This is a genomic window from Polaromonas sp. P1_E1_2, from assembly GCF_056406035.1.
The window spans coordinates 1-5,833 of record NZ_JBFUAZ010000240.1 but is presented as its reverse complement, the minus strand read 5'-3'; the positions used below and the strand labels follow the sequence as shown (position 1 = coordinate 5,833).

Genomic DNA, 5,833 nt, shown 5'->3' with positions numbered 1-5,833 from the left:
CCGGAGCACTGCTGCCGATGCATGTCAATCTGGTGCGGACGGCGAGACTCGAACTCGCACACCTTTCGGCACTACCCCCTCAAGATAGCGTGTCTACCAATTTCACCACGTCCGCGGTATTTAACTGCCTGGATGGCATGAGGAACCTTGCGGTTTTTGGCTTTCCAGACAGTCTTAGAGTTTACCCCGAAATATTGCTGCTCCCGACTGCGGGCAACAGCAAAATCTCGTTATTTCGTCGGGATTTGCGCAGCACCGGACGCGGCAGGCGCAGGCGGGACAGGAACTGCCGTGCCAGTACTTGCAGGCGCAGAGGTTCCCGGAATCTGGGCCGCACCGGAAGCTGCAGCAGCCGGCGCCGGAGCGCTCACGGCGGCCCCCTCCAGGACGCTGGAGCTTGTGCGTGCAGGGGCATTCCCAAAGTAAGCAAGCAGCAAGGTGCAGGCAAAAAACAACGCGGCGAGAACGCCGGTAGTGCGTGACAGGAAATTAGCACTGCCGCTGGCGCCAAAAAGGCTGCCCGAACCGCCACTGCCAAACGCCGCGCCCATGTCTGCGCCCTTGCCGTGTTGCACCAGGATCAGGCCAATCATGCCGAGCGCCGAAAGCATCTGCACAGCGAGGACAATGGTTAATACAACGTTCATATCTACTCCTAAATTAATAGCGTTCTGCGCCTGTCAGTTGCGGGCTGCAGCAATAATTGTCAAAAAATCGGGGGCTTTGAGCGACGCACCGCCAATCAGGCCACCGTCGATATCGGGCTGGGCCAGCAGCGTTGCCGCGTTGGCCGCGTTCATGCTGCCGCCATACAGAATTTTCACGCGGGCAAACTGATCTGTAGCCGCCTTCAATTGGTTGCGCAGCACCAGGTGCACAGCCTGCGCCTCTTGCGGAGTCGCTGTCTTGCCGGTACCAATCGCCCATACCGGTTCGTAGGCCACCACGATTTCGCTGATGCAGTGGCCATTGGTGTGGATCACCGCCGCGAGCTGCCGCTTCACGACTTCTTCGGTATGGCCTGCCTCACGCTCGGCCAGCGTTTCGCCAACACAAACGATGGGGGTAACACCGCAGGCCAGTGCAGATTTTGCCTTGTCGGCGACCGTCGCATCAGTCTCGCCGTGATACTGGCGCCGCTCCGAGTGACCAACGATAGCGAAACGGCAACCAAACTCCTTGAGCATGGCGGCACTGACTTCACCCGTATAGGCGCCACTGGCATGAACGGACACATCCTGTGCGCCCAGTTCAATGGCAGACAGGCCGGGTTTAGCAGCYCGCAATARCTGAACCTGTGCCAGGTAAGGCGCRGGAACACAAACCGCCACYTCACATGCCGGAGGATTGGCCAGCCCACTCGCCAGGGCATCCAGCAAGGCTGCGTTGGCCTCCAGGCCGCCGTTCATCTTCCAGTTACCAGCAATAAGCTTCTTCATGGTGTCGGTGACCAGGTTAAGACGATTTTGCCGACATGCTGGTTGGACTCCATCAATGCATGCGCCTTGGCCGCATCAGCCGCCGCAAACGTGCTGTGAATCACCGGCTTGACAGCACCGCTCGCAAGCAGTGGCCACACCTTATTCCTCAATGCATTCGCAATGGCGCTCTTGAACTCGACAGATCGCGCACGCAGGGTTGAACCGGTGACGGTCAAGCGCTTGCGCAACACCAATCCCGCATTGATCTCGGACTTGACCCCGCCCTGTATCGCAATGATGACCAGACGGCCGTCCTCGGCCATGCAGTCAACTTCTCGCGCAACATAACCACCGGCAACCATATCAAGAATGACGTCGACGCCCTTCCCGTTGGTCAGCTTTTTTGCCTCTTCGGCAAAGTCACTGGTCTTGTAGTTGATGGCATGGTCCGCGCCCAGGGCCACACAGGCAGCGCATTTTTCGTCGCTGCCGGCCGTTACCAGCACCGTGGCCCCCAAGGCCTTGGCGATCTGAATGGCCGTGACGCCGATGCCGCTGGAGCCGCCCTGGATCAGCAAGGTTTCGCCCGGCTGCAGGTAAGCGCGCTCAAACACATTGCTCCAGACGGTGAAAAACGTCTCGGGCAGAGATGCCGCCTCGATGTTGCTCAGCCCTGAAGGCACCGGCAGGCACTGCCCAATCGGAGCAACACACAACTCGGCATAGCCACCACCCGCGACCAACGCGCAGACACGGTCACCGATTTTGAGGCCGGCTACGGCCATGGCCACGGCATCGCCGGACACGATCACACCCGCGACTTCAAGCCCGGGAATGTCGGACGCCCCGGGCGGTACCGGGTAGTGACCCATGCGCTGAAGAACATCAGGTCGGTTGACGCCACTGGCGCTCACGCGAATCACTACCTCGCCAGAACCTTCGATGGGCGCCGGGCGATCAGCCAGGCGCAACACCTCAGGCTTGCCGTAGGAGGTAATTTCAACAACTTTCATGGCGTATCAAGGTCATTTGAGCCGCCAGCCCTCTGTACAAGAGCGCAAGCAGCTACAAAATCAATAGCAGTATTGATCAGCCCCGGTCCTGGTCCTGGGCCGGACGGTCGAGCAAAGCCTTCATCGACAGCTTGACACGGCCCTTCTCGTCGGTCTCCAGAACCTTGACCTTGACGATCTGGCCTTCGCTCAGGTAGTCGGTGACCTTCTCGACGCGCTCGTGGGCGATCTGGCTGATGTGCAGCAGGCCGTCCTTGCCGGGCAGCAGGTTGATCAGGGCGCCGAAGTCCAGGATCTTGGTGACCGGGCCTTCGTACACCTTGCCGATTTCGACCTCAGCGGTGATCTCGGCGATGCGGCGCTTGGCCTCGTCGGCCTTGGCGCTGTCATTCGACGCGATGGTGATAGTGCCGTCTTCCTCGATGTTGATCTGCGTGCCGGTTTCTTCGGTCAGCGCGCGGATGACGGCGCCGCCCTTGCCGATCACGTCGCGGATCTTCTCTGGGTTGATCTTCATGACGTAGAGACGCGGCGCGAAGTCGGACACTTCAGCCTTGGCTTCGCCCATGGCTTCCTGCATCTTGCCCAGGATGTGCATGCGGGCTTCCTTGGCCTGGGCCAGCGCGACCTGCATGATTTCCTTGGTGATGCCCTGGATCTTGATGTCCATCTGCAGCGCGGTGATACCGAAGGTGGTACCCGCAACCTTGAAATCCATGTCGCCCAGGTGATCTTCATCACCCAGGATGTCGGTCAGCACGGCAAAACGGTTGTCTTCCTTGATCAGGCCCATGGCGATACCGGCCACGTGGGCTTTCATCGGCACACCGGCATCCATCAGCGACAGGCAGCCGCCGCAGACCGAAGCCATGGACGAAGAGCCGTTGGACTCGGTGATCTCAGACACCACGCGCATGGTGTACGGAAACTCTTCCTTCGACGGCAGCACGGCGATCAGCGCGCGCTTGGCCAGACGGCCGTGACCGATTTCGCGGCGCTTTGGCGAGCCGACACGGCCGGTTTCACCGGTGGCGAACGGAGGCATGTTGTAGTGCAGCATGAAGCGGTCTTCGTAGTCGCCCGACAACGCGTCGATACGCTGCGCATCGCGCTCAGTGCCCAACGTGGTCACGACCAGAGCCTGGGTTTCGCCACGCGTGAACAGGGCCGAACCGTGGGTACGGGGCAGCACGCTGTTGCGGATTTCAATCGCACGAACGGTGCGCGTGTCGCGGCCGTCGATGCGGGGTTCGCCGGCCAGAATCTGGCTGCGGACGATTTTGGCTTCAATGTCGAACAGCATGCCTTCAACGGCCACACCGTCGAATTCCACGCCGTCGGCCTTGAGCGCGGCCATCACGTCAGAGGTCACCACGCGGCAGGCTTGCGTACGGGCTTGCTTGGCGCGGATCTGGTAAGCGGCTTGCAGCTTGGCACCGGCCAGTTCGTTGACCTTGGCGATCAGCGGCTCGTTCTTGGCAGGCGCTTTCCAGTCCCACACCGGCTTGCCGGCGTCGCGAACGAGTTCATGGATCGCGTTGATGGCGATGTTGCCCTGCTCATGGCCGAACACCACGGCGCCGAGCATGATCTCTTCGGACAGTTGCTGGGCTTCGGACTCGACCATCAGCACGGCGGCTTCGGTGCCGGCCACGACGAGGTCCATCTTCGAATCCTTGAGCTGGGTCTTGCCGGGGTTCAGCACGTACTGGCCGTCGATGTAGGCCACGCGAGCGGCGCCGATGGGGCCGTTGAACGGGATGCCGGAGATCGACAACGCAGCGCTCGAGGCGATCAGCGCAGGGATGTCGCCTTCGACCTCAGGATTCAGCGACAGCACATGGATCACGACCTGAACTTCGTTGAAGAAGCCTTCAGGGAACAAGGGGCGGATCGGGCGGTCGATCAGGCGCGAAGTCAGCGTTTCGAATTCGCTGGGACGGCCTTCGCGCTTGAAGAAGCTGCCTGGAATGCGGCCAGCGGCGTAGGTTTTCTCGAGGTAGTCGACTGTCAGGGGGAAGAAATCCTGGCCGGGCTTGGCATCGGTCTTGGCGACCACGGTGGCCAGTACCACGGTGCCGTCCATGTCAACGACGACGGCGCCGCTGGACTGGCGTGCGATTTCGCCGGTTTCCATCGTGACTTTGTGCTGACCCCATTGGAAAGACTTGGTGACTTTGTTGAAAATGCTCATGTTCTTATCTCCACTAAATTCACGCACTTGAGGCAGTGCGGGAGGCCCGGAGCGGCGGCTGGCTGAACACGATGCCATTCCACAAAATGCCTGGAATCAAGGGCCTGACCAGGGCTTTTCTTGTGGAATGACACAGCGCGTGCTCGTTTTGCCTTGCTCCGAAGTAAAAAGCGCCTGAGCTAGTGAACTAACTCAGGCGCTTTCAAATCGTTGCTACCGATTACTTGCGCAGGCCAAGCTTGGCGATCAGCGCGGTGTAACGTTCGGCATCTTTGGACTTCAGGTAGTCCAGCAGCTTGCGGCGGCGGCTCACCATGCGCAGCAGACCGCGGCGACCGTGGTGATCCTTGGCGTTGGCCTTGAAATGGGGGGTCAGTTCGTTGATGCGGCCGGTCAGCAGCGCCACTTGAACTTCAGGGCTGCCGGTGTCGCCGGCGGCGCGTGCGTTGGCCTGAACGATTTCGGCCTTGATTGATTTTGCAATCATGTTTTCTCTTTCTTGCACCGAGGTGCGCTTGCGAGCGAAGCAGCGTTCCCGACATGGGAGTGAATAAACCGCTTTCGTCGTGTTCCGGCATGAAAAAGGCTCAAAAAGAGCCTCAAATTGCGCAGAGCTTTGGATTATAGCCTGAGATCATTCCCCAAGCCAGCGCCTGAGGCGTTCCACCCCCCGCCCCAGCCGAGCGACATCCTGGCTGGCGAAACACCAGCGTAGCCAGCCCTGAGCCTCGGGCCCGGGATTGACCATGAATGCATTGCCGGGCGCCAGGCCCAAGCCCCCCTCCACCACCAGACGTTTGGCGGTCTCCAGAGAGTCCCCGAAGCGCGCCTGGTCTTCCAGGCGGAAAAAGGCGTACATGCCGCCTTTGGCCGGTGCCAACTGCACGCCCGGCACGGCCTGCAGCAGCGGCACCAAAGTGTCGCGGCAGGTTTTCAGATGGGCAACCACCCGGGGCGTGATATCGGCCGCGCGTTCGATGGCCACCAGCCCGGCCCGCTGCACGAACACCGGCGCGCAGGAGGTGTTGAACTCCACCAGCTTGCCCATGTGCGGCGTCATGGCAGCCGGCATCACCAGCCAGCCCAGGCGCCACCCGGTCATCAAAAAGCTCTTGGAAAAGCTGTGAACCACCACGAGGCGGTCTTCGGGCGCGGCGATATCCAGAAAACTGGGGGCGCAACCATTAGGGGTGGGCTCGTAATAC

General features: G+C 60.7%; 6 protein-coding genes and 1 tRNA gene. All 7 read right to left on the bottom strand.

The features are described from left to right. Window positions 1–30: 30 nt before the first annotated feature. Window positions 31–115: transfer RNA gene (locus AC1D1P_RS12510), tRNA-Leu, on the bottom strand. Window positions 116–230: 115 nt separating this feature from the next. After that, a complete protein-coding gene (gene secG, locus AC1D1P_RS12505) occupies window positions 231–647 on the bottom strand; it encodes a preprotein translocase subunit SecG (RefSeq protein WP_477671590.1) in 417 nt (138 codons plus the stop codon). Between the two features lie 33 nt (window positions 648–680). Further along, a complete protein-coding gene (gene tpiA / locus AC1D1P_RS12500; protein WP_477673201.1) occupies window positions 681–1,439 on the bottom strand; it encodes a triose-phosphate isomerase in 759 nt (252 codons plus the stop codon). Next, on the bottom strand, window positions 1,436–2,434 hold the full coding sequence (locus AC1D1P_RS12495) for an NAD(P)H-quinone oxidoreductase (protein ID WP_477673200.1): 999 nt from the start codon (window positions 2,432–2,434) through the stop codon (window positions 1,436–1,438). Before AC1D1P_RS12495 ends, tpiA begins: the two co-directional genes overlap by 4 nt. Window positions 2,435–2,510: 76 nt before the next feature. After that, a complete protein-coding gene (gene pnp / locus AC1D1P_RS12490) occupies window positions 2,511–4,628 on the bottom strand; it encodes a polyribonucleotide nucleotidyltransferase (protein WP_477648118.1) in 2,118 nt (705 codons plus the stop codon). Between the two features lie 220 nt (window positions 4,629–4,848). Continuing rightward, on the bottom strand, window positions 4,849–5,115 hold the full coding sequence (gene rpsO / locus AC1D1P_RS12485; RefSeq protein ID WP_348046953.1) for a 30S ribosomal protein S15: 267 nt from the start codon (window positions 5,113–5,115) through the stop codon (window positions 4,849–4,851). 147 nt (window positions 5,116–5,262) lie between these two features. Then, on the bottom strand, window positions 5,263–5,833 hold a 571-nt coding region (locus tag AC1D1P_RS12480; RefSeq protein ID WP_477673199.1), incomplete at its 5' end, for an aminotransferase class I/II-fold pyridoxal phosphate-dependent enzyme.